Source organism: Amycolatopsis sp. NPDC003861 (assembly GCF_053605405.1).
On sequence record NZ_JBSGJD010000163.1, the window covers coordinates 1 to 22,386 of the forward strand.

Annotated in this window: 22 protein-coding genes; 14 read left to right on the forward strand and 8 right to left on the reverse strand. The window is 71.6% G+C overall.

All coding sequences use genetic code 11. The features are described 5' to 3' along the window. Window positions 1–890 (reverse strand): sigma-70 family RNA polymerase sigma factor (locus tag ACWEVN_RS31925; RefSeq protein WP_452053751.1); only part of this gene is annotated, 890 nt, incomplete at its 3' end. A 270-nt stretch (window positions 891–1,160) separates the two neighbouring features. On the opposite strand from ACWEVN_RS31925, the gene ACWEVN_RS31930 reads away from it, so the two are divergent. The 5 genes from ACWEVN_RS31930 to purE all read left to right on the forward strand — a co-directional run bounded on the left by ACWEVN_RS31930 (window position 1,161) and on the right by purE (window position 6,353). Further along, window positions 1,161–2,006 (forward strand): GGDEF domain-containing protein, encoded by an 846-nt coding sequence (locus ACWEVN_RS31930; RefSeq protein WP_449686731.1) that lies wholly within the window; start codon window positions 1,161–1,163, stop codon window positions 2,004–2,006. 71 nt (window positions 2,007–2,077) lie between these two features. Continuing rightward, entirely contained in the window at window positions 2,078–3,421 is a 1,344-nt protein-coding gene (locus tag ACWEVN_RS31935) for a glycosyltransferase 87 family protein (RefSeq protein ID WP_452053752.1), read from the forward strand. Beyond that, window positions 3,396–4,643 carry a glycosyltransferase 87 family protein gene (locus tag ACWEVN_RS31940; protein ID WP_452053753.1) on the forward strand — a complete coding sequence of 416 codons (1,248 nt, stop codon included), beginning with the start codon at window positions 3,396–3,398 and terminating at the stop codon, window positions 4,641–4,643. Before ACWEVN_RS31935 ends, ACWEVN_RS31940 begins: the two co-directional genes overlap by 26 nt. A gap of 13 nt (window positions 4,644–4,656) precedes the next feature. Further along, entirely contained in the window at window positions 4,657–5,841 is a 1,185-nt protein-coding gene (locus ACWEVN_RS31945; RefSeq protein WP_452053754.1) for a 5-(carboxyamino)imidazole ribonucleotide synthase, read from the forward strand. 14 nt (window positions 5,842–5,855) lie between these two features. Further along, window positions 5,856–6,353 carry a 5-(carboxyamino)imidazole ribonucleotide mutase gene (gene purE / locus ACWEVN_RS31950; protein WP_449686727.1) on the forward strand — a complete coding sequence of 166 codons (498 nt, stop codon included), beginning with the start codon at window positions 5,856–5,858 and terminating at the stop codon, window positions 6,351–6,353. 141 nt (window positions 6,354–6,494) lie between these two features. Here purE and ACWEVN_RS31955 read toward each other — a convergent pair whose 3' ends face one another. After that, on the reverse strand, window positions 6,495–8,171 hold the full coding sequence (locus ACWEVN_RS31955; RefSeq protein WP_452053755.1) for a class I adenylate-forming enzyme family protein: 1,677 nt from the start codon (window positions 8,169–8,171) through the stop codon (window positions 6,495–6,497). 105 nt (window positions 8,172–8,276) lie between these two features. On the opposite strand from ACWEVN_RS31955, the gene ACWEVN_RS31960 reads away from it, so the two are divergent. After that, window positions 8,277–9,434, forward strand: a complete 1,158-nt coding sequence (locus tag ACWEVN_RS31960) for an acyl-CoA dehydrogenase family protein (RefSeq protein ID WP_310970932.1) — start codon at window positions 8,277–8,279, stop codon at window positions 9,432–9,434. A gap of 106 nt (window positions 9,435–9,540) precedes the next feature. Here ACWEVN_RS31960 and ACWEVN_RS31965 read toward each other — a convergent pair whose 3' ends face one another. Both ACWEVN_RS31965 and ACWEVN_RS31970 read right to left on the reverse strand, forming a co-directional pair. Further along, window positions 9,541–10,296 (reverse strand): class I SAM-dependent methyltransferase, encoded by a 756-nt coding sequence (locus tag ACWEVN_RS31965; protein ID WP_452053756.1) that lies wholly within the window; start codon window positions 10,294–10,296, stop codon window positions 9,541–9,543. A 118-nt stretch (window positions 10,297–10,414) separates the two neighbouring features. Then, window positions 10,415–11,272 (reverse strand): helix-turn-helix domain-containing protein, encoded by an 858-nt coding sequence (locus tag ACWEVN_RS31970; protein ID WP_452053757.1) that lies wholly within the window; start codon window positions 11,270–11,272, stop codon window positions 10,415–10,417. 137 nt (window positions 11,273–11,409) lie between these two features. Here ACWEVN_RS31970 and ACWEVN_RS31975 point away from each other — a divergent pair, with 137 nt between their 5' ends. From ACWEVN_RS31975 to ACWEVN_RS31985, 3 genes are all read left to right on the forward strand, one after another. Next, window positions 11,410–12,339 (forward strand): alpha/beta hydrolase, encoded by a 930-nt coding sequence (locus tag ACWEVN_RS31975; protein WP_452053758.1) that lies wholly within the window; start codon window positions 11,410–11,412, stop codon window positions 12,337–12,339. Between the two features lie 87 nt (window positions 12,340–12,426). After that, window positions 12,427–13,356, forward strand: a complete 930-nt coding sequence (locus tag ACWEVN_RS31980) for an esterase/lipase family protein (RefSeq protein ID WP_452053759.1) — start codon at window positions 12,427–12,429, stop codon at window positions 13,354–13,356. 68 nt (window positions 13,357–13,424) lie between these two features. Further along, entirely contained in the window at window positions 13,425–13,850 is a 426-nt protein-coding gene (locus tag ACWEVN_RS31985) for a hypothetical protein (RefSeq protein WP_086844791.1), read from the forward strand. On the opposite strand, the gene ACWEVN_RS31990 is transcribed toward ACWEVN_RS31985, so the two are convergent. Further along, entirely contained in the window at window positions 13,847–14,239 is a 393-nt protein-coding gene (locus ACWEVN_RS31990) for a hypothetical protein (protein ID WP_452053760.1), read from the reverse strand. The genes ACWEVN_RS31985 and ACWEVN_RS31990 overlap by 4 nt on opposite strands. Window positions 14,240–14,320: 81 nt before the next feature. On the opposite strand from ACWEVN_RS31990, the gene ACWEVN_RS31995 reads away from it, so the two are divergent. Next, window positions 14,321–15,136 carry a DUF1206 domain-containing protein gene (locus ACWEVN_RS31995; protein WP_452053761.1) on the forward strand — a complete coding sequence of 272 codons (816 nt, stop codon included), beginning with the start codon at window positions 14,321–14,323 and terminating at the stop codon, window positions 15,134–15,136. Window positions 15,137–15,250: 114 nt separating this feature from the next. Then, entirely contained in the window at window positions 15,251–15,691 is a 441-nt protein-coding gene (locus ACWEVN_RS32000; protein ID WP_452053762.1) for a DoxX family protein, read from the forward strand. 82 nt (window positions 15,692–15,773) lie between these two features. Here the strand turns inward: ACWEVN_RS32000 and ACWEVN_RS32005 are convergent, their stop codons facing one another. Then, complete coding sequence (locus tag ACWEVN_RS32005) at window positions 15,774–16,478, reverse strand: TIGR03089 family protein (RefSeq protein WP_449686717.1); 705 nt, start codon at window positions 16,476–16,478, stop codon at window positions 15,774–15,776. Between the two features lie 108 nt (window positions 16,479–16,586). Between ACWEVN_RS32005 and ACWEVN_RS32010 the strand changes: the two genes are divergently transcribed. Next, complete coding sequence (locus ACWEVN_RS32010) at window positions 16,587–17,423, forward strand: NmrA family NAD(P)-binding protein (protein WP_452053763.1); 837 nt, start codon at window positions 16,587–16,589, stop codon at window positions 17,421–17,423. Here ACWEVN_RS32010 and ACWEVN_RS32015 read toward each other — a convergent pair. Next, window positions 17,416–18,696 carry an LCP family glycopolymer transferase gene (locus tag ACWEVN_RS32015; RefSeq protein ID WP_452053764.1) on the reverse strand — a complete coding sequence of 427 codons (1,281 nt, stop codon included), beginning with the start codon at window positions 18,694–18,696 and terminating at the stop codon, window positions 17,416–17,418. The two genes, ACWEVN_RS32010 and ACWEVN_RS32015, sit on opposite strands and share 8 nt — an antisense overlap. Window positions 18,697–18,733: 37 nt before the next feature. Then, entirely contained in the window at window positions 18,734–20,260 is a 1,527-nt protein-coding gene (locus ACWEVN_RS32020; protein ID WP_452053765.1) for an LCP family protein, read from the reverse strand. 137 nt (window positions 20,261–20,397) lie between these two features. On the opposite strand from ACWEVN_RS32020, the gene rfbB reads away from it, so the two are divergent. Together rfbB and rfbD are read left to right on the forward strand one after the other, a co-directional pair. After that, the gene (gene rfbB / locus ACWEVN_RS32025; RefSeq protein WP_452053766.1) at window positions 20,398–21,387 is read left to right on the forward strand and encodes a dTDP-glucose 4,6-dehydratase; all 990 of its coding nucleotides are present in this window, start codon (window positions 20,398–20,400) and stop codon (window positions 21,385–21,387) included. 9 nt (window positions 21,388–21,396) lie between these two features. After that, window positions 21,397–22,284, forward strand: a complete 888-nt coding sequence (gene rfbD / locus ACWEVN_RS32030) for a dTDP-4-dehydrorhamnose reductase (RefSeq protein ID WP_452053767.1) — start codon at window positions 21,397–21,399, stop codon at window positions 22,282–22,284. Window positions 22,285–22,386 lie beyond the last annotated feature (102 nt).

A 22,386-nucleotide genomic window follows, 5' to 3' on the forward strand; every position in this document is an offset into this window, starting at 1 on the left:
GCACCGGCCTTGCCGCCCGCCGCCGCGGCACCGGCGGCGGCCGCACCCGCGGTGGCCGCCGTGGCCGCGCTCGCCTTCGCGGCGCCGATGGTGGCGAGGTAGCCCAACGCGGCGCCGCCCAGGACGATCGGGGCGATGATCGCGCGCAGCCCGCCGTTGACGTCGGCCAGCTCCGCGGCCAGCGCCCGGCACCGGTCGCACTCGTCGAGGTGGCTCTCCACCTGGGCGCGTTCCCGTTTGGACAGTCCGTCGCGGGTCCACGCGCCGAGCCGCTCGGCGCAGGCGCGGCAGCGTTCCTCGGCGTTCTCCTGCAGGTGGACCTGCAGATAAGCCTGGCGGAGGCCCTCGCGGGCGCGGTAGGCGAGCGCGGAGACGCCGTTCGCGGTCAGGCCCAGCAGCGGCGCGACCTCGGCCGGGCTCTGCTGCTCGATCTCGGTGTGCCAGAGCACCGCCTGCCAGCGTTCCGGCAACCGCGCGAACGCCTTGGCGGCCATCGTCCGCTCGAGGCCGGCGACCGCGGTGTCGGAGAACGGCACGGTCAGCGCTTCGGCCGCGGCGCCGCCGACCTCGGTCATGTCCTCGTTGAGGTCGACCCGGCGTTCCTTGCGGGTGCGGTCGTACGCGGTGTGACGAAGAGCGGTCAGCAAGTACGCCCGGAAGGCTGTGTCCGGCCCCTTGCCGCCACGGAGCGTGTCGAGCACCTTGGCGAACGCCTCGGACACGAGATCGTCGGCTTCGGAGCTGGAGCGGGCCAGCTGGCGGGCCAGATTGCGGGCCGCGCCGGTGTGCCGTTCGTAGAGCGTCCCGTACGACTCGAGCTTCCCGGAGCGGACCTCCGCGATCAGCTCGGCGTCACTCTTTCCGCTGAGATCGGCGGGAACGGTGGACACGGCACTCCTCGGTCGGCTAGAGCCAGGACCTGCCATTACAGGCCGATCCGGGACGCGAGACAAGTGTGACTGACCCTCCTCCGGCGGTCACGTCGTGGTCGGGGTGTTGACTCCGACGGCGGAGCAAAATCACCCACCCCCGGGCCCGCCCGGGGAAAAGCGCCGAGACAAAAACTGGTCAGTACGCGTCACGGGGCCCACCGGGGTGCGTCCTCATCGTGAAGCACCGAACAAGATCGTTGCGAACCGGACGAAAGGGGCGGGTGGCCAGTGGATGTTCCGGCTGCGCGACCCGGCTCCGATGACACCCCGTCCACGCCGGCCGAGCGGGACGCCTCCCTGCGTGCGCTGCGGGCCCGCTGGCGCACGGCCAGCCTCGCCGCGGGCTGGCGGTTCCCGAGCGACTGGGCCCTCCCCGAGGTCGACGCCGTCTGTGCGGCCGTGATGGCGAAGGGCCGCGTCGAAGCCGCCGAAACCGCGCTGGCCGGCCTGGCCAGGGCCCGCGCGGCGGCCGGTGCGGGGCTCGCGGAGACCCTCGCCGACCTCGCCGCACTGCACGCCGTGCTCGGCCACAGCGGCGACGGATTCGTCTCGCCGGACGTCGACGCCACGCCGGCGCGGCTGCTCCGGACCACCGCGCTGGCCTGGGCGGACGTCGCCACCGACCAGCTCGTGCACACCGAGGTCACCGACCCGCTGACCGGCCTGCCGACGGCCGCCTACCTGCGCACCCGGCTCGCGGAGGTCTACCGCGCCGCCGAGGCGCGCGAGCGGCCGGCCGCCGAAGACCACGTGCTGCTCGTCGTCTCGCTCGACCTCAGCGCCGTCGCCGGATTCCCGCGGCTGACCGGGATGATCCTGGTCGCCGACGCGCTGCGGACGGTGTTCGACAGCGGCCAGAGCGTCGCTTCGCTGGGCCCGTCCGTCGTCGCGGCCCTGGTCCCGAAGGACGAGCGGGTCGCTTCGCAGGGTGTCGCGCTGCGCCGGGCGTTGCACGAGCGGCTGCAGGTCGACGCCCAGCTGGCGGACGTCGGCCGTCCGCGCGTCTCGGCGGTGCGGCTGCCGGCCACCCACGAGCTCGCCTGCGACCTGCTGGCCCACCTGGCGCGCGCGTAGAACACCGGAAAAGTCCGGTTTCGCCCGGACCCTTCCGACCGGGACCGGGCCGGTCATGATTTCCTGGTGCGGTGACCCGGACCGTACCCACCGACGTCGACGGCGAGATCGCGGCCAGACCCCAGCACCGGCTGGCCCTTCGGAAATCACTCGCCCGGCTGTCCGTCCGCCCGCGGTCGATCCTGATCCTGTCGGTGATTCCGCTGGTCGCGATCGGGTACGGCATCTACGGCTGGCAGCACGACTGGGTGCTCGGCGTCGACAGCGCGGTCTACCGCGCGGGCGCCCTCACCCTGCTGCACGGCGACTCCCTCTACGACGCGAACACGCTGCCCAACGAGCCGTGGTGGGCGCTGCTGCCGTTCACCTACCCGCCGACGGCGGCCCTGATCTTCGTCCCGCTCGCGGCGTTCCCGACCCAGATTTCGTGGGGCCTGATCACGGCCGTCTCGCTGGGAGCGATGGCGCTGTCGATCCGGATCGCCATCGGCGCGCTGCCGCGCCCGGCCGCGGACGGCCCGCGCTGGTGGGCCTCGCCCGCCCGCTCGACCATCGTGTTCTTCCTGGTCTTCCTCGGCCTCGAGCCGGTCTGGCGGACGATCTTCCTCGGCCAGATCAACCTGATCCTGATGGCCATGATCCTGCTGGACATGCTGGTCATCGGCGCGCGGGGGAGCCGCTGGGGCGGGGTGCTGGTCGGCGTCGCGGCGGCGATCAAGCTGACGCCGCTGGTGTTCCTCGGGCACCTGTTCATCACCGGCCGCCGCATGGACGCGCTGCGCGGGCTGGCCACGTTCATCGTGCTCCAAGGCCTGATGTTCCTGATCAACGCGCACGACGCGGCGAAGTACTGGACCGTCACGCTGCCGGACACCGGCCGGATCGGGCCGGTGCACTGGGCGGGCAACCAGTCGCTCAACGCGCTGATGAACCGGGCCACCGACCTCGCGCCGTGGGCGTCGAAGGCGGCGATGGGCATCGGCTTCCTGCTCGCCGTCCCGGCGCTGTGGCTGCTGCTGCGGTTCCACCGCAAGGGCCAGGCGCTGGCCGCGATGCTCGTCACGGCGTTCTGGACGCTGCTGATCTCGCCGATCTCGTGGACGCACCACTGGGTCTGGGTGATCCCGCTGATCGTGCTGCTGGTCTCGCGGCTGCCGAAGACCACCCCGAAGACGGCGTGGAAGCGCTGGGTCGGGACCGGGCTGGTGGCGTTCGTGTTCGTCAGCTGCGTGCTGCTGATCCTGCCGAACGGCCGCAACGTCGAGCTGCACTGGAAGGTGTGGCAGAACGTGCTGGGTGACGCGTATATCCTGATGCCGGTCGTGCTGGCCTTCGCGCTCGTCCTGCGCTGGGGGCTGCTGCGGCGGGCGCGGAAGAAGGCGGCCGCGGATGCCGACGTCCCCGCCGGGGTCTGAGGCGCGCACCGGCCGCGTCCTCGCCGGGGTTCTCGCGCTACTCGTCCTGGCCTTCGGGGTGGTCGGCTGGCTGGCCGGCTGGCACCTGGGCGCGGACAGCGCCGTGTACCGCGCGGGGGCGTTGACGTTGCTGCACGGCGACCCGCTCTACACGCGGGACGTGCTGACCGCGCTGCCGGACTGGGTGCGCCTGCCGTTCACCTACACCCCGGCCGCAGCGCCGCTCTTCCTGCCGCTCGCCCTGGTGCCGTCCGGGCTGGTCTGGGGCGTGATCGCGGTTTTGTCGGTGGTCGGTCTTATGGTCGTCATCACGGTGGTTTCGTCGCCGCCGGGGGGCTCGTCGCTTCTGGGAAGAAGCCGGTGGGCCCTGCCGGCGGGAACGGCCATCGCGCTGGCGCTGGAACCGGTGTGGAAGACGCTGTTCCTGGGCCAGATCAACTTGATACTGATGGCGTTCGTGGTGCTGGACGTCCTGGTCCTGTCGGCGCGAGGCAGTGCTGATGGGCCCTCGGCGGGAAAGCGTGCCTCGGGCCGGCGCTGGGCGGGCGTGCTGATCGGCGTGGCAGCGGCGATCAAGCTGACCCCGCTGATCTTCGTGCCGCACCTGTTCTTCACGGGCCGGTGGAAGGACGGGCTGCGGGCCCTGGCCACGTTCGCGGCGCTCGAAGCGGTGATGTTCGCGATCATCCCGGCCGACGCGGTGCGGTTCTGGCGGGATTCGGCGACCGACCCGAGCCGGGTCGGGTCGGTGCACTGGATCTTCAACCAGTCGCTCAACGGGCTGGTCAACCGGGCCTCCGCGCTGGCGCCCTGGTCGCTGGCGGTGGCGGTCGGGGTGGCGGCGGTGCTCGCCGTGCCGGCGGTGTGGCTCGTCGTGCGGCTGCACCGGCGTGGCGAGGAGGCGGCCGCGTTGCTCGTGACGGCGTTCTACGGGCTGTTGCTGTCGCCCGTGTCGTGGTCGCACCACTGGGTGTGGTGCGTGCCGTTGATCACGCTCCTGCTGGTGAAGGCGCGGTGGTGGGCCGCGGCGGCGGTCACGGCGCTGTTCGTCTCGCAGGTCGTGATGCTCGTGCCCAACGGCGGGGATTCCGAGTTCGGCTGGGGCCTGGGCTGGTCGATCCTCGGCAACGGCTACGTCCTCGCGGCGGCGGCGGGGATCCTCGGGCTGGCCGCGCGTGAGCTTCGCCTGGTCCGGCGGTCGACCCGCCTCGTCACCGTTTAGGCTGATCGGCGCTATGGACAAACACACCGGTCTGCCCGTCGTGGGCATGGTGGGCGGCGGCCAGCTCGCCCGGATGACCCACCAGGCGGCGATCTCCCTCGGCCAGTCCCTGCGCGTGCTCGCCGCGGGGGAGAACGAAGCCGCGGGGCTCGTCGCCGGCGACGTCACCATCGGCCACCACACCGACCTCGACGCGCTGCGGAAGTTCGCGGCGTCGGTCGACGTGCTCACCTTCGACCACGAGCACGTGCCGGGTGAGCACCTGCTGACGCTCGCGATGGAGGGGCACGTCATCCGGCCCGCGGCGAGCGCGCTGGGGTTCGCGCAGAACAAGCTCGTGATGCGCGAGATGATGGCCGGCCTCGGCGTGCCGGGCCCGGCGTTCGCCGAGGTGTCCTCTGTGGACGACGTGGTGGCGTTCGGCGCCGAACACGGCTGGCCGGTGGTGCTCAAGGCGGCGACCGGCGGGTACGACGGCCGCGGTGTCTGGATGCTCGACACCGCGCAGCACGCGCGCGAGACCGTGCCGGAGCTGCTGGCCGCGGGCACCGCGCTGCTGGTCGAGGCGAAGGTGGCGATGCGGCGGGAGCTGTCCGCGCTCGTCGCCCGCTCGCCCTTCGGCCAGGGTGCGGCGTACCCGGTGGTCGAGACGGTGCAGACCGGCGGCATCAACACCGAGGTCCTCGCCCCGGCGCCGGGGCTCGACGACTCGCGGGTGCACGAGGCCCAGGACCTGGCGCTGCGGATCGCGTCGACGCTGGACGTCACCGGGCTGCTCGCGGTCGAGCTGTTCGAGACCGACACCGGGCTGCTGGTGAACGAGCTGGCGATGCGCCCGCACAACTCCGGGCACTGGACCATGGACGGCTCGCGCACGTCCCAGTTCGAGCAGCACCTGCGGGCGGTGCTCGACTACCCGCTGGGCCGGACGGACCTGATCGCGCCCGCGTGCGTGATGGCGAACGTCCTGGGTGCGCCGGAGCTGCCCGGGATGGGGCCGGACGAGCGGCTGCACCACCTGTTCGCGCGGTACCCGGAGGCGCGGGTGCACCTGTACGGCAAGCAGGAGCGGCCGGGCCGCAAGCTCGGGCACGTGAACTTCACCGGCGAGCGCATGGAGGACCTGCGCAACCGCGCGCTGCTGTCGGCGCACTGGCTGTCCCACGCCGTCTGGCTCGACGGCTACGAAATCCACTGACGGGAGAGGTCGGTATGGCGCCGCAGGTGGGCGTGATCATGGGCAGCGACTCGGACTGGCCGACGCTGGAGGCGGCGGGCGCGGCGCTGGACGAGTTCGGCGTCGAGTACGAGGTCGGCGTCTACTCGGCGCACCGGACACCGCAGCGCATGCTGGACTACGCGACGTCGGCGGCTTCGCGCGGTCTGCGCGTGATCATCGCGGGCGCGGGCGGCGCGGCCCACCTGCCGGGCATGGTGGCCTCGGCGACCGTGCTGCCGGTGATCGGCGTCCCGGTCCCGCTGAAGTACCTGGACGGCCTGGACTCCCTGCTGTCGATCGTCCAGATGCCGGCGGGTGTCCCGGTGGCCACGGTCTCGGTGGGCGGCGCCCGCAACGCCGGTCTTCTGGCGGTGCGCATCCTGGCGGCGTCCGACGAAGGCCTGCGCGCGAAGATGACGAAGTTCCAGGCGGACCTCGAGAAACTGGTGCTGGACAAGGACGCGGCCCTGCGCGAGAAAACCGGCCACTAGCCGGGCTCGCCGGAGCGCGAGCCGGCCCGGGCGCGTCCCCGGCCGGCCCGCGCGTCGCCGGTTGGCCTGGGCGCGTCGCCCGGCCGGACCGTACACGGCGCCGGCCGGACCATGCGCGTCCCCGGCCGGCCCGCGCCGCGGTCAGCCGTCCAGGTCGCCGACGAGCTGCTGCCTCAGCTCGCGCTTGAGCACCTTCCCCGCCGCGGACACCGGGATCTGCGTCACCACGTGCACCTCGCGGAGCCGCTTGTACGGCAGCACCTTCTCGTTGACCGCGGCCATCAGCGCGTCCGCGTCCAGCGATTCGCGCGGCACCACGAACGCCACCGGCAGCTCGCCGACCTCCGGGTCCGGCCGGCCGACCACCGCGGCCGCCGCGACGCCGGGCATGGTGACGAGCAGCTCCTCGAGCTCGCGGGGGAAGACGTTGTACCCCTTGTACAGCAGCATGTCCTTCTTGCGGTCCACAATGGACAGGTAGCCGTCGTCGTCGAGGATGCCGATGTCGCCCGTGTGCAGCCAGCCGTCCACCAGGGCCGCCGCCGTCTCCTCCGGGCGGTTGCGGTAGCCGAGCATGATCTGCGGACCGCGCAGGCAGACCTCGCCCCGCTCGCCGACGGGCAGCGGGTCTTCGCCGCCCTCGGGCGGGACGATCTTGACCTGCGTGTCGAAGATCGGCACGCCGACCGAGCCGACCTTGCGCGTGCCCGAACGGTACGTCGGCGAGATCACCGCGCCCATCGTCGCCTCGGTGAGGCCGTAGCCCTCGGTGACCACCACGCCCGGGAACCGCTCGCGCAGGGCGTTGATCATCGCGTGGTTCATCGGCGCCGCGCCCGACCCGATCGAGCGGACCGACGAGAGGTCGGCGGTGTGGAACGACGGCGTCGCGAGCAGGGCCGCGAACAGCGCCGGTGCGCCGCCGATGCCGGTGATGCGGAGCCGTTCGGCGTCGGCGACGTACGCCGCCGGGTCGAAGCGTGTGTGCAGGACCATCGTCGTGCCCGCGATCACCGCCGCGTTGAGGCCGCCGATGATGCCCATCGCGTGGAACCACGGCGTCAGGTTGATCGCGACGCCGGTGCCCAGGCGCGACGGCCACTCGTCCTCGCTGCCGACCTGGTCGAGCGTGACGTCGCCGTGCGCGTCGAGCGCCGGGACCGAGCCGGTGCCCCAGCAGGCGTGCTGGAGCGTGTTGACCACGACGTTGCGGTGCGACAGCCGCACGCCCTTGGACCGGCCGGTGGTGCCACCCGTGTAGGCGAGGTGGGCGAGGTCCTCGTCGAGGTCGAGGTCGACGGCCGGGGGAGTCTCCGGCTGGGCGGCGTGGAACGCCTCGAACTCGATGGCGCCCTCGGGCAGGTCGCCGCCGGGCTGGACGACCACGGTGAACCGCGCCGCGATCCGGTCGGCGACGCTCGCCAGCGTGCCCGCGACCGGGCCGAACGTCACCACGGCCGCGGCCTCGCAGTCGGCGAGCTGGAAAGCGAGGTCGTCCGGCGGGAGCAGCGGGTTCGCCGGACTGAAGGTGGCCCCGGCCAGGAGCGTGCCGTAATAGGCGACCGGGAAGGCCAGGCAGTTCGGCAGGTGCAGCGCCACGACGTCGCCGCGGCCGATGCCGCGTTCGCGCAGGGCGTTGGCGAACCGGCAGGCGGCCCGGTGGGTCTCGGTGAAGGAGAGACTGCGGCCGTCGTGGGCGAAGGCCGTCCGGTCGCCCCAGCGCGCGGCACCCGCCGCCAGGATCGAACCGACGGGGACTTCGGGGTACTCGAGGGAGGCGGGCAGACCGGGCGGCGTCGTCGGCGCGGTGATCGGCATCACCCGACCATACGAACGGTGCGGTCAACGCCACAAGGACGACGTAGGTGAACGAGCGCTAACATCGACAGATCCCTCCCGACGTCGTAGAGAAGGTGACCGGAAGTGACCGACGGCCTGTACCAGCTTGCCGAGGAGCACGAGGAGCTGCGGGCCGCGGTCCGGGCCCTGGCCGAGAAGGAGATCGCGCCGTACGCGGCGGAGGTCGACGAGAACGAGCGCTACCCGATCGAGGCGTACAACGCGCTGGTCAAGTCGGGTTTCAACGCCGTGCACATCGGTGAGGAGTACGACGGGCAGGGTGCGGACGCGGTCGGTGCCTGCATCGTGATCGAAGAGGTCGCGCGGGTCGACGCTTCGGCGTCGCTCATCCCGGCGGTCAACAAGCTCGGTACCCAGCCGATCATCCTGTCGGCTTCGGAGGAGCTGAAGAAGCTCGTGCTGCCCTCGATCGCGTCGGGGGAGGCGTCGGCTTCGTACGCGCTGTCGGAGCGTGAGGCCGGTTCCGACACCGCCTCCATGCGGGCGCGGGCCCGGCTCGACGGTGACCACTGGGTGCTCAACGGCACCAAGTGCTGGATCACCAACGCCGGTGAGTCGTCGTGGTACACCGTGATGGCCGTGACCGACCCGGACGCCGAGAAGAAGGCCAACGGCATTTCGGCGTTCGTCGTGCACAAGGACGACCCGGGCTTCTCGGTGGGGCCGAAGGAGAAGAAGCTCGGCATCAAGGGCTCGCCGACGCGGGAGATCTACTTCGAGAACTGCACGATCCCGGCCGACCGCATCATCGGCGAGCCCGGCACCGGCTTGAAGACCGCGCTGCGCACCCTCGACCACACCCGTCCGACGATCGGCGCGCAGGCGCTGGGCATCGCGCAGGGCGCCCTGGACGCGGCGGTGGCGTACGTCAAGGACCGCAAGCAGTTCGGCAAGGCGATCGCGGAGTTCCAGGGCGTCCAGTTCATGCTGGCCGACATGGGGACCAAGATCGAGGCGGCCCGCCACCTGGTGTACGCCTCGGCGGCGGCCTCCGAGCGCGGCGACAAGCGCGCCGGCTTCATGGCGTCCGCGGCGAAGACGTACGCGTCGGACATCGCGATGGAGGTGACCACGGACGCCGTCCAGCTCTTCGGCGGCGCCGGCTACACCCGCGACTTCCCGGTGGAGCGCATGATGCGCGACGCCAAGATCACGCAGATCTACGAAGGCACCAACCAGATCCAGAAGGTCGTCATGGCCCGCGCCCTGCTCAAGGGTTAGATTGATCTTGACCCGGTAGTTCGGGCGGTCCTGGCGGTCCAGCAGGCCGCCCGAACACTGTGTCGAAGATCTGCCTCGGCCCCGGTCACGGATTGAGGCCCGTTGGCTAGGCCTTGCTCGCCACCACCGTGTAGTTCTCGGCCTCGGGATCGAACGTGCTCAGTTCCGTCCGGAGTCCGACCCGGTGCAACTCGGCTTCGAGGTCTTCGTACCGGTAGGGCCAGCTCGACAGCAGTTCCGAGCGGGCGAGAACCGACCCGGCCGGGTCCACTTGCGCGATCGCGATCTCGATGTGGTGCTCGTCCTCCCAGTTCGGCGCAATGTCCCAGCGGTAGACCACGACGGCATTGCGACCGTTCCGGCGGACGAGCCGGTCACCGATGTCCAGCCGGGAACCCCGGGCCCTCACGAGTTCCCACGTGCGGGAGGTGAGCACCAAGCGCCCGCCCCGGTGCAGAAGCCGTGCCATCGACTCCAGCGCGGCCACTCTGCCTCGGGTGCCCTCGGCGTGGTGCAGCGAGTTGCCGACGCAGAACACCATGTCGAAGGTGTCGTCGTCGAAATGGTCGGGCAACTCCTGCCAGTCCGCCCGCACTGTCCGGACAGAGGCATTGAACTCGCCGGACAACTCCGCAGTCCGACGAACCATCGCTTCGCTGGCGTCGGTTGCGACGACGTGCATTCCGAGACCGGCGAGGCCGACCGCCAGCTGTCCGGTCCCGCACGAACAATCGAGGACGTGAGCGTTCGGCGGCAGAAGGCCGAGGACGTCGTCGAACGACGCAGCGAATTCGGCCGGAGCCAGCTTTGCCTCCGAGATGAGCCACTCGTACACCTCGGCCAGCGCGTTGTAGCCACTCACGACCACTACCTCCGTCACGCGGCGGACTCACGGCGGCCATCAGTACATCAGCGGAGCAAGTCGGTCACCAATGGTTTTCGCGAGGGTGGCGCGTCGCTCCTCAGGGGCTGATGCCGGCTCACCCGGTGCGGTTCGGTTCGCTCTCCCAGGCTGTCAGGATCGACAGCGCGTCGTGGGACGGCGTGCCCGGCTCTGCCGTCAGGACCATCAGGCGCTGGCCCGAACCGTCCGGGCTGGCCCAGGTGTCGCAGTCCAGTGTCAGGCTGCCGACCAGGCTGTGGCGGTAGTGCTTGGTTCCGTAGCTCGCGTTGTTGACGTGGTGTTCCGCCCACCACGTGCGGAAGTCGGGGTCGGCGATCGAGAGGTCGCCGACCAGGCGGGACAGCTCCGGATCACTCGTGTCCGCCGCCGCCTCCATGCGGAGGGCCGCCACCGCCTCGCGGGCGTCGTGCTGCCAGTTCTCGTGGAGCTCGCGGACCGCCGGGTTCGTGAACAGCAAGCGCAGGTAATTGCGCTGGTGCGAGGGAATCGCCGCGAAGTCGGTGAAGAGGGCCGTGGCCGCCGGGTTCCAGGCCAGGATGTCCAGGCGCCGGCCGAGCACCAGCGCCGGGGTTCCGGTGAGCTGGGCCAGGAGCCGGCCCATGGCCGGACGCACCCGCTGGGCGGGCCGGCGCCTGCGGGGGAGGGCGTCGGCGCGGCCGGCCAGTTCGTACAGGTAGCGCTGCTGGTCTTCGTCCAGGCGCAACGCCCTCGCCAGGGTGATCAGCACCGGTGCCGAGGCCCGGACGCGGCCCTGCTCCAGGCGCGTGTAGTAGTCCACGCTGATCGCCGCCAGTCCGGCGACCTCTTCGCGGCGCAGGCCGGTGACCCGGCGGCCCGCCGCCCGGTCCGGGAGGCCGCAGTCCCGCGGGGTCAGCTGGGCGCGGCGGGCCTTGAGGAACGCGCCCAGCGCCCGGGGGCCGGAGTCCGGTGTCATGCCTCCAGTGTCCCCGCGCCGCCGCGCTCGAAGGGGGGCAAGGTCTTTCCCAGGCAGGAACCCGCTCTCCCGCCCGGGGCGGAACCGACGGACTGTGGTGGAGCAACGACCACCACGTCTCGAGGAGAACACCCCCGATGGCCAGGACCACCGTCACTTTCGACAGCGCCGGCATCACGCTCGCCGCCCACCTCCACACCCCGGACACGCCGGCCGCCGGGCCGTGGCCCGCCCTCGTCGTCGGGCACCCCGGGACCGGGGTCAAGGAGCAGACCGCCGGCACCTACGCGCGGCTGATGGCCGAACGCGGCTTCGTCACCCTCGCCTTCGACGCCGCCTACCAGGGCGAGTCCGGCGGCCTGCCCCGCGGGCTCGAAGACCCCGCCCAGCGGGTGGAGGACTTCAAGGCCGCCGTCTCCTTCCTCGCCACCCGGGCGGAGGTCGACGCCGACCGCGTCGGGCTGCTCGGCATCTGCGCCTCCGGGGGCTACTCGCTCGCCGCGGCCGGGGGTGACCACCGCGTCAAGGCCGTCGCCACCGTCAGCGGGGTCGACGTCGCCCGCCAGTTCCGGTTCGGTGCCGACGGCACCCAGGATCCGGCCGTCTTCCAGGGCCTGCTCGACCTCGCCGCCCAGGCCCGCACCGCCGCCGCGCGGGGGGACGACCCCGGCGTCCTGACCATGTTCCCCGAGACCGCCGAACAGGCCGGTGCGCTCGGCGGTGAGCACGGTGTCGAGGGTTTCGAGTACTACTGCACCCCGCGCGGCGAGCACGAACGGTCCACGAAGGCCCTCGCCTGGCCGAGCGTCGACAAGCTGGCCTCCTTCGACGCCTTCCACGCCGTTCCGCTGATCGCCCCGCGCCCGCTGCTCCAGATCGTCGGCAGCCGGGCCGTCACCTCCTGGATGGCCGTCGACGTCCACCAGCGCGCCACCGGCCCCAAGGAGCTCCACTGGATCGAGGGCGCGAGCCACGTCGACCTCTACGACAAGAAGGAGTACGTCGACCCCGCCGTCGAGAAGCTCGCCGGCTACTTCCAAGGCGCGCTCGCGATCGACGGAAAATGACCCACTAGGGGGAGGTCCGAACAAGTTACTCGCGCGTTGAACCTGCGGTGACGCGGGTCACCATCGGTTCACAGAGAGGTGAAGCGGATGGGCGCAACGACGCGCAGGTGGCTCACGACGGTCGTCGCCGCGGTGGCGGCACTCGCACTGGGGGCCGGGACCGCTCAAGCGGCCGAACGAGAACCGACCGGGCCCGTGCAGCCCACCATCCTCACCGCCGCCGTCTACTCGCTCGGGGCGCCCACCATCGCTCCTCCCGGGGCGAACGACTGGAACTGCAAACCGAGCGCGCAGCACCCCAACCCCGTTCTCCTCTCCAACGGGACCACCGCCAACGCCTACGAAAACTGGGCGAACCTCTCGCAGAAGCTCGCCGACGCCGGGTACTGCGTCTTCGCCGGGAACTTCGGGGGCGCCCCCGGCTCCTTCCTGCAGACCGTCGGGCCCGTCGCCGACACCGCGAAAGCGCTTGCCGCCTTCGGGGAACGGATCCTCGCCGCCACCGGGGCCGCGAAGCTCGACGTCGTCGGGCACTCGCAGGGCGGGATGAACATCCGGTACTGGATCAAGTACCTCGGGGGCGCGGACAAGATCAGCCGGCTCGTCGGGCTGTCGCCGTCCAACCACGGGACCGATCTCTTCGGGCTGCTGAGCACCCTCGAGATGATCCCCGGGGTCCCGGCCGCGCTCGGGGCCGTCTGCCAGGCCTGCAACGACCAGGCCGTCGGCTCGGACTTCCTCACCGACCTCAACGCCGGCGGGGAAACCGTGCCCGGCATCCGGTACACCGTCATCCAGACCCGCTACGACGACGTCGTGACGCCGTACCGCAGCGCTTTCCTCGCTCCCGCGCCGAACGTGCGGAACATCCTGCTGCAGGACGTCTGCGGGCTCGACTTCACCGACCACCTCGGCATCACCTACGACCCCGTCGCGCAGGGGCTGGTGCTGAACGCGCTCGATCCCGCGCACGCGAAAACGCCGCCGTGTGTCTTCGTGCCGCCCGTCATCGGCTGAGTTTCGCCACATGAGACATAACCCACCGCCGAGGCGGATTTGCGCTCCGGCGGTGTCACTCTCGAAGCATGTACTGGCCGGTTCCGGCGTCCTGGACGCCCCACGACGAAGCCGAGCTGGTCGCCGGCTGGCGGCTGTGGCTCGAGCTGTCCGATCGCGCCTGGCCGACCGCCGCCTGGGACGGGACCCCGGCCGGCGCCGTCCGCCAGCTGCGTGACCTGCTCGCCGCGTGCGACGAGATCGAGACCGCCTACCGCGCGGCCGCCGATGAGCCGTCGCCCGGGTTCCTGAGCCTGACGCAGGGCCTCGCCGTCACCGCGGGCTCGGCGATTTCGCTGTGGTTCGACGACTTCGACCAGCTCGACGGTGAACGCGCGGCCCTGCTGCACGAGGACCTCGCCCGGTTCGCCGAGCAGGCGGAACAGGTCCTCACGCTGCTGGCGGTCAACGGCGGCTGGGCCGGCCTCGACGAGGTGCGGCGCCGCCCGGCCTAAGCCGCCGTCGGATCGGTGCCACCCGCCGCGACCGGCCGGAACCGCGTGCCGCACAGGTCGGCCAGCGGGCGGTCCAAGGTCAGCTCCGAGTCCGGTGCGATCGCCCAGCCGAGCTCGACGACCGTGTCGGCTTCCTCCCGGTACTCGACCTGGTGCGTGACCTGCCCGTCGGCCACCGACCATTCGCCGCCGACGGTCAGGTGCAGCCGGGCGGTCAGCCGGCCCGGGGCCGGGACGTGCCAGCGGAACCGATGGACGAGGAATTCCGTGCTCCAGCTCGCCCAGTACATCCAGCCCGAGCCGTCCGGGCGGAAGCCCAGGTCCGAGTACTCGGGGTCGTTCGGGTAGACCTCCTGTTCCGACCAGTAGCCGAGCAGCGGGTTGTCCATGAGCGGATCGTCCCAGGCACAGCAAGTGATTAGGCCGCTTGGCCGAGCGGAACGGGGTCGGGCGTGGGTACTACAGCAGGCATGAACCGGACAGAGGCCACCGCCGAACGAGGCGAGAAGAGCGACGCCGCGCAACTGCTCGGCCGCGCCGGCATGGCGTGCTACGGCGTCGTGCACCTTGTCATCGCCTACCTCGCCCTGCAGGTCGCCTTCGGCGACAGCGAGCAGGCCGACCAAAAGGGCGCCCTGCAACAGATCGGCTCGACGGCGTTCGGGCAGGTCCTGCTCTGGATCGTCGCCGTCGGCCTGATCCTGTTCGGGCTCTGGCAGTTCATGATGGCCGCCACCGGGTACGAGTGGGTCAGCGGCGGCAAGCGGACGCGCAAGCGGATCGGCGCGGCCGCGCGCGGTGTCGTCGTGATCGCGCTGGGCATCAGCGCCATCCGCATCGCCACCGGCAGCGGGGGCGGTGGGTCCAGCAACCAGAACCAGCAGGAGTTCACCGCCAAGCTGCTCCAGCTGCCGGCCGGGCCGGCGCTGGTCGTGATCGCCGCCGCGTGCGTGCTGGGGGTCGCCATCGCTGCCGGCGTCAAGGGCGCGAAGAAGAAGTTCCTCGAGGACCTGAACACGACCGAGCTGCCGGGCAAGACCAAGCGCTGGATCGGCTGGGTCGGCACCACCGGCTACCTGGCGAAGGGTCTCGTCCTGGCCGTCGTCGCGATCCTGCTGGCCATCGCCGGTTTCCAGGCCGACCCGAACAAGGCCGGCGGGCTGGACGCGGCCCTCAAGACCCTCGCCGCCCAGCCGTTCGGCCCGGTTCTGCTCACCGTCGTGGCGCTCGGCCTCGCCGCGTTCGGCGCGTACTGCTTCGGTGCCGCCTGGGCGCACAAGCGCTGAGGAAGTGCCTGTCGGTTTCCTGTCGATCACCGTCCGGAGCTTCGGGTCCGGGTGCTCGGTGCCCTACTTTGGGTCGGGTCAGTTGAATTTTCACCTACCCGGGAGCTGAAACCGATGTTCGGACGATTCAAGGACGTGGCCCTGTTGCTGGGGAGGATCGGCGTCGCGGTCGTCTTCCTCGCGCACGGGCTCCAGAAGTGGAACAACGGCATCGACGGCACGGCGAAGTTCTTCGAGATGTCGGGCATCCCGCTGCCGACGGCCGCCGCGGTCTTCGCGATGACCGTCGAGATCCTCGGCTCGGTCGCCTTCATCGTGGGCTTCCTGCTGCCGCTCGTCGGCATCGGCTACGTCGTGATCTCGGTCGGCGCGCTGCTCTCGGTGCACATCGACAACGGCCTGACCGGCCAGGGCGGCTACGAACTGGTCTTGGTGCTCGCGCTCGCCGGGCTCGCCCTCGGCTTCAACGGCGGCCGGATCTCGCTCGACCACCTGCTGTGGGGCCGCAAGCGCGCCCGCCGCGACGTCGAAGCGGGCGAGCTGCAGAACGCCTGATTCCCCGGTCTGCCGCGCTTGTCGTGAGTGGTAAGGCGGGTTCTAACCCGCCTTACCACTCACGAGGCCGGGGTGGACTGTGTCAGGCGGGGAGGTCCGCCGTGGTGCGTTCCGCCTCGCGGCGGGCGGCCAGCTTCGCCGGGTCCGCGTTGCTGATGTGGACCAGGTGGACGCCCGCGGCCAGGGGGACGAGCAGGCCGTCGAGGATGCCCTCCGGCTCGGTCCAGTCCCGGGTGGACAGCACCCGGTCGCCGGCGGTGAGGCCGAGTTTCGCCGCGCGGGCCCTGGCTTCGGCCAGCACCTCGTCCACAGTGGACTCGAAGAGCGCGGCCGTGCCGCCGGGGATCGGGACCAGCGGGCGGTACTGGTCGCCGGCCAGCCGCGCCTCGCTCAGGTAGTCGAACGCGCCGCCGCCGGGCGGCTCGGCGAGGCCGCGGCCCATCGGGTCGAGCGTCACGACGGCGGTGGCCGCCGCGCCGGTCGGCTCCGGGTCGTCCGGCCCGACGAACGCCACCCGCGCACCCGCGCCTTCGGCCACCACGCGGGCCCCGCACCACCACGCCCCGAGCAGCACGCCGACGGTCTGCCAGTGCGCCGGGAGCTGCACCGCCACGGCGTCGCCCGGCTCGACGTCGAACTCCTCGGTCAGCCAGTTGGCCGTCTTCGCCGCCCAGTTCGCGGTGGTCGCCACGGACAGCTCGACGCGGCTGCCCAGCTGGTCGTCGTAGTGGGTGATCAACGGTTGGGCGGCCGGCAGCGGGCGCAGCAGCTCGTCGGTCAGGCTCATGGGGACAAGGCTAAAGCGCGGACCGCGCGCCGCGCCGGTTGACACCGGCTGATCGTCCTCAGTACGTTTGCTTTGAAAGCAAAGTTATCTCGGAAACTGGGGGACAGCATGACGATTCTCGTCACCGGGGCCACCGGACACGTCGGGCGCACGGTGGTCGACGCGCTCGTCGCCGCAGGTCAGGACGTCCGCGCGGCGAGCCGTGACGCCGCGAAGCTCGACGTGCCGGACGGCGTCGCGAAGGTGAGCGCCGACCTGGAGGACGCCTCGACGCTGGAGCCCGCGCTCGACGGCGTCTCCGCGGTCTTCCTCTACGTCCGCCCGCAGGGCGTCGAAGGGTTCGTGAAGGCGGCCGAGGCGGCCGGCGTGCGGCACGTCGTGCTGCTGTCCTCCGGGGCGACGCTCGAGCCGCGGTCGGCGCAGAGCCGCATCGCGCGCCTGCACCGCGTGGTGGAGGAGGCGCTCATCGCCGCGCCGTTCGCCGAGACACTCCTCAACCCGGGCTCCTTCGCGACGAACGCCCTGGGCTGGCGCCGGGACATCGCGGACGGCGTCGTCCGCACGCCGTACCCGGACTCGCGGGCCGGCGCGATCCACGAGCGGGACATCGGCGAAGTGGCGGCCAAGATCCTCGCCGACGGCTCGCACGCGGGGCAGGCGCTGCAGCTGAGCGGGCCGGAGCCGATCAGCTTCCGCGAGCAGGCGGCGGTGCTGGCGGACGTCCTCGGCCGGCCGCTGCGGGTCGAGGAGCTGACGCCGGAGCAGGCCGCCGAGCGGATGACGGCGCTCGGCTGGCCGCCCGAGGTGCCGCCGGAGGTCCTGCGCGCGATGGAGCGGACAGTGCGGGAGCCGTCGGTGGTGACGGACGTGGTCCGCGCGGTGACCGGCCACGCGCCGCGGACGTTCCGTCAGTGGGTGGAGGAGCACCGCGCCGACTTCAGTTGACGCAGGTGACTCCGGGGGAGGCCTCGAGCAGCGGCGCCGCGGCGGGGGCGGCGCCGCTGCCCGAGCCGCCACCGGAACCGCCGCCCGCCGGGGCCTGGGCCGCCGCGGCCGGGGCGGGACGGCCCGCCAGGCCCGCCACGAACTCGCGGACCGCCTTCAGGTCGATCTGGACGATGCTCTGCCCGTCCGCGCTGCGGCCGTTCGCCGTCACCACCGGGATGGTCGCGAACGTCAGGTCGCCCGACGCGATCCCCTTCGCCTGCTGCGCGAACTGCAGCAGGTCGAGGCCCGGATCCAGGGTCAGCGACCGGTGGACCGCGTCCATCAGGTCGTTCAGCATGCCGGGGCTGGTCAGCGTGCCCGCCGACAGCAGCTGGTGCAGCGCCGACGACAGGAACGCCTGCTGCCGCACGATCCGGTCCAGGTCGCCGCGCGGCAGGTTCTTGCGCTGCCGGACGAACGACAGCGCCTCGCCGCCCGAGACCGTCTGCTCGCCGCGGCGGAAGTTCGCGCCCGAGTCCTTGTCCTCGGTCGCGTGGTTCAGGCACACCTTGACGCCGCCGAGCGCCTCGGTCATCAGGTAGAACCCCAGCAGGTTGATCTCGGCGTAGTGGTCGATCCGCACCTGCGTCAGGTCCTGCAGCGCCTGCACCAGCACGCGGCGGCCTTCGGTGTCGGAGTCGCGTTCGATCTTCGCCTGGTCGCGCTCGCCCTGCCCCCGCATCGCCTGCGCCGCGCGCGCCTTCGCCACGCCGTACGCCGAGTTGATCTTGGCTTCGCCGCGGCCCGGGATGGCCGTCCAGGTGTCGCGCGGGATCGAGACCGCCGACGGCTTGCCGCCGTTCTTCGGCACCCGCAGCAGGATCATCGTGTCGGTGTTCACCGCGCCGTCGTTGGCTTCGGTGCGCAGCTGCCGCAGCACCCGCGGCGGCAGCGCGTTGCCCTGCGCGTCCGTGCGGGCGTCGCTGCCGACGAGCAGGATGTCCTCGGCGCCGTCGTCCGCGGGCGGCGGCGCGGGCTCGCCGGCCCGCGGGGTGAGCGCGTCGGTCGTCGGGACCGTGCTCTGCAGCTGGTCCTTGGTGACGTAGACGTAGCCGCTGGCGCCGAGCGCGAGCAGGGACACCAAGCCGACCGCCACGCGGCGCGTCACCCGGCCTGCGCGACGCACCCGCGAAGGCGCAGGCGCTTGCCGCGGAAACGGCGACGGCTTCCAGTCGTCGCTCTCCGTCACCGGTCGGGCTTTCGCCTCCGGTTCTTCCTGGTCGTCTGCCACGCCAGCTTTCCTCCCCCGAACACCCTGCGTACCCAGTCTAGTTGACGCAGGGGACGTCGCCCGCCGTGATCGGCGGCGCGGCGGGGGTGGGCGGGGCCGCCGGCGGCTTCGTGGCCGGCGACGTCGGCGCGCCACCGGCTCCGGCGGCCGAGTTCCGCAGGTCCTTGCCCAGCAGCACGCGCACGTGCCCGGCCGGGACGTCCCGGTCCGGCTCGGCCTGCGCCGCCGTGCCCAGCGCCTGCTTGACCAGGCCCAGCGCGGTGTCGTCGCCCGGGTGGTAGCGGAGGACGGTGGCGTTGCGGGTGCTCAGCCGCTGGTCCGCGGCGAGCGTGAAGCCCTTGCTCTGCAACGTGGCGTGGGTCTGGCCGGCCAGCGACGGCGAACCCGAGCCGTCGAACAGCTCGACCGTGACGGCCTGCGCGCCGGCCAGCTGCGTCGACGTCGGCGTGGCCGGGGTGTCGCCGTCCGACGTCAGCCGCGTCACCTCCGCCGCCACCTGGGCCGGGTCGACGCGCAGCACGTCGGCGCCGCCGATGGTCGCGTTGCCCAGCGTGGGAATGGTGTGGAACTCGATCCGGCCGCCGGTCAGGCCGCGCATCTGCTCGGCGAACTCCGTCAGGTCCCAGCCCTGGGACAGCACCACGGACTTCTTCACCGCCGCCACCAGGTCGGCGATCTTGCCGGGGCTGGTCAGCACGTCGGTCGAGATCACCTTGCGGGCCAGCCCGGACAGGAACGCCTGCTGCCGCGCGATCCGGTCGAGGTCGTAGTTGGGCAGGCCGTAGCGCTGGCGGACGAAGGCGAGCGCCTGCACGCCTTCGATCGTCTGGCGCCCGCCCGGCAGGTCGACGCCGGACTTCGTTTCCTTGACCGGACCCTTGAGGCAGACCTCGACGCCGCCGATGGACTTGGTGATCTCGTAGAAGCTCGCCAGGTTGACCTCGGCGTAGCGGTCGATCATGCCCGGCTTGCCGATGAACTTCTCGATCGTGGCGATGAGGTTCTTCCGCCCTGCGACCTTCGCCTGCGCGTCGGCTTCCTTGAGGTCGGTCATGCCCTGGCGCTGCAACGCCCGGTAAGTGTCCGTGTACGCGTAGACGAACGCGCTGTTGAGCTTGTGCTTGCCGAAGCCGCCGGTCAGCTCCACCCACGAGTCGCGGGGGAACGAGATCGCGATCGCCTGCTTCCCGTTCTGGGGGATGTGCACGAGGATCATCGTGTCGGTGTTCAGTTCGCCGTCGGAGACGCCGGCGTGCAGCATGTCCAGCACCTCGCGGGGCAGCGGGTTGCCCTGCGCGTCGGTGCGGCTGTCCTGGCCGACCAGCAGGATGTCGACCGCGCCGTCGAGCGGCTTCGCGTGCGCTTCGGTGTCGGCGAAGACGTTCGTGGTCGTCAGGCCGGTGTTCGGGTCGCCGATGTAGTTCCAGCCGTACCAGGTCAGCGCCAGGATGGCGACGGACAGCAGGGACACCACGACCTTGCCGCCGCGGCGGGCGAAGACCGCGACACCGTGGCCGGTCCGCCCCCGGCGCGCCGGGATGGTCGGCGCAGCCTGTTCGGTCACGCGCTTCCTCCCCTGTGACCCCGTACTTCCCCCAGGACACCAGTGTGTCTCCACCGAGACTCTACTGAGGGTGTTGTGGGACCTCCGTAGGCTGGGGGCGGATTGCCCCTTCCGGGGCGCGAGGGAAAGGCGGGAAGATGCGGGTCCTGGTCACCGGTGGTGCCGGCTTCATCGGGTCGCACTACGTCCGGCAGGTGCTGACCGGCGCCTACCCGGCGTTGCGCGACGCCGAGGTGGTGGTGCTGGACAAGCTCACCTACGCGGGCAACGAGGCCAACCTGGCCCCCGTGGCCGCCGACCCGCGGCTGCGGTTCGTCCGCGGCGACATCTGCGACACGGCACTGGTGGCCGACGTGATGACCGGCGTGGACCTGGTCGTGCACTTCGCCGCGGAGTCGCATGTGGACCGCTCGATCCTCGGCGCCGCCGACTTCGTGCTGACGAACGTGCTCGGCACGCAGAACCTGCTGCAGGCGGCGCTGGAAGCGGGCGTCTCGAAGTTCGTGCACGTGTCCACCGACGAGGTGTACGGCTCGATCGAGCACGGTTCGTGGTCCGAAGACCGCCTGCTGGAGCCGAATTCGCCGTACTCGGCGTCGAAGGCGTCGTCGGATCTGGTGGCGCGGTCGTTCTTCCGCACCCACGGGCTGCCGGTGTGCATCACCCGGTGTTCCAACAACTACGGTCCGTACCAGTTCCCGGAGAAGGTCATCCCGCTGTTCGTGACGAACCTGCTCGACGGCCGGAAGGTGCCGCTCTACGGCGACGGGCTCAACGTCCGTGACTGGCTGCACGTGGACGACCACTGCCACGGCATCCAGCTGGTCGCCGACGGCGGCCGCCCGGGCGAGATCTACAACATCGGCGGCGGCACCGAGCTGACGAACCGCTCGCTGACGGAGAAGCTGCTCGAGGCGGTCGGCGCGGGCTGGGACAGCGTCGAACCGGTCGAGGACCGCAAGGGCCACGACCGCCGGTATTCGGTGGACATCACGAAGATCGGGAGTGAGCTGGGGTACGCTCCGCGCGTCTCGTTCGAGGACGGCCTGGCCGGGACAGTGGCCTGGTACCGGGACAACCGCGCGTGGTGGGAGCCCCTCTCCGAGCGGGCCGCGCTGAAGAAGTAGGGGTTTTCTGTGCCACTGACGGTACTCGTGCCCGGGGGATCCGGGCAGCTCGGCCGCGATCTCGCCGCGTTGGCGTCCCCTTCGGTGGACGTCCTGGCGCCCGGTTCGGCCGAGCTGGACGTGACGGTGACGGGCCAGGTCCTGGCCGCGGTCGGGGCACTGGCCGACCGGGCCGCGGAAGCGGGCTCGTCCCCGGTGGTGATCAACGCGGCGGCGTACACGGCGGTCGACAAGGCCGAGACGGACGAGGAGCGGGCGTTCGCGGTGAACGCGGACGGCCCGCGCGTGCTCGCGGCAGCGTGCGCATCCCGCCGGGTACCGCTGATCCACGTGTCGACGGACTACGTCTTCCCCGGCGACGGTACGGCGCCGTACGAACCTTCGGACCCGCTGGGCCCGCGGTCGGCGTACGGCCGCACGAAGGCGGCGGGCGAGGACGCGGTGCTCGGCTCCGGGGCGTCTTCGTGGGTGGTGCGGACCAGCTGGCTCTACGGGCGGTCCGGCACGAACTTCGTGAAGACCATGGCCGCGCTGGAGTCTACGCGGCCGACGTTGTCCGTTGTGGACGATCAGGTGGGCGGTCCCACGTGGACGGCCGACCTGGCGGCGGGCTTGCTCGAGCTGGCCGCACGGGCGGCTTCGGGGGACGGGCCGGCGCAGCGGGTCCTGCACTGCGCGAACGCGGGTTCGGTGAGCTGGTGCGGATTCGCGCGCGCGGTGTTCTCGCACCTGGGTGCGGACCCGGCGCGGGTCCAGCCGTGCACGACGGCGGAGTTCCCGCGGCCGGCGGCGCGTCCGGCGTACTCGGTGCTGTCGCCGGTTGCCTGGAAGGCGGCGGGGCTGACTCCGCTGCGGTCGTGGGAAGAGGCGCTGGACGCCTACTTCGCCGCCGCGTAGGCCAACACTCAAGCGCCCCAATGTGGCGTTGGGGGGGGGGGAGGCCACCCAAACCCCCAAAAGGTGGGGGGGGGGCAACCAACACCCAAAACGAAGAGGACG